Raw genomic sequence first — 602 nt, 5'->3', positions numbered from 1 at the left:
GGCTGGCTGGTGCTGGGCGACATGCGCGAACTGGGCCCGGACGGCGAGGCGCTGCACGCCCAGGCCGGGCGCCGCGCGCGCGATGCCGGGCTCAAGCGCCTGTACACGCTGGGCACGCTCAGTGCGGCCGCATCGACCGCGTTCGGCGAGGGCGGGCGGCACTTCGCCGACCACGACACGCTGGCCGCCGCGCTCGGCGACGAACTGCACGCTGGCGTGCGCTGCCTGGTCAAGGGTTCGCGCGGCAGTGCCATGGACAAAATTGTAAAAGCGCTGCTGGCGCGAGGAGAGGAAAGCCCCAATGTTGCTTGAACTGGCCCGATGGTTGCAGCAGTTGGAGAGCCTGTTCGGGCTGTTCGGCTATCTGACTCTGCGCGGCATCCTCGCKGCRCTGACYGCGCTGTTCCTGTCGCTGTGGCTGGGCCCGGCGATGATCCGCAAGCTGGCCCAGTTCAAGGGCGGCCAGCCAATCCGCACCGACGGACCGCAGACCCACTTCTCCAAGGCCGGCACGCCGACCATGGGCGGTTCGCTGATCCTGCTGACCATCACCCTGTCGGTGCTGCTGTGGGCCGACCTGCGCAACCGCTACGTGTGGGTGG

The 602-nt window shown here is 69.1% G+C and carries 1 protein-coding gene and 1 pseudogene; both read left to right on the top strand.

All coding sequences use genetic code 11. The features are described from left to right. The coding region (locus tag ACXJKJ_RS31255) for a glutamate ligase domain-containing protein (protein ID WP_457395495.1) at window positions 1-312 on the top strand (312 nt) is incomplete at its 5' end. After that, window positions 302-602, top strand: a pseudogene (locus ACXJKJ_RS31250) (phospho-N-acetylmuramoyl-pentapeptide-transferase); the annotation flags it as partial. The gene ACXJKJ_RS31255 and the pseudogene ACXJKJ_RS31250, both read left to right, overlap by 11 nt.

This window comes from Roseateles sp. P5_E1 (genome assembly GCF_054049335.1).
Note: the sequence above shows the minus strand (reverse complement) of the source record. Positions and strands in the feature narration are given on the sequence as shown.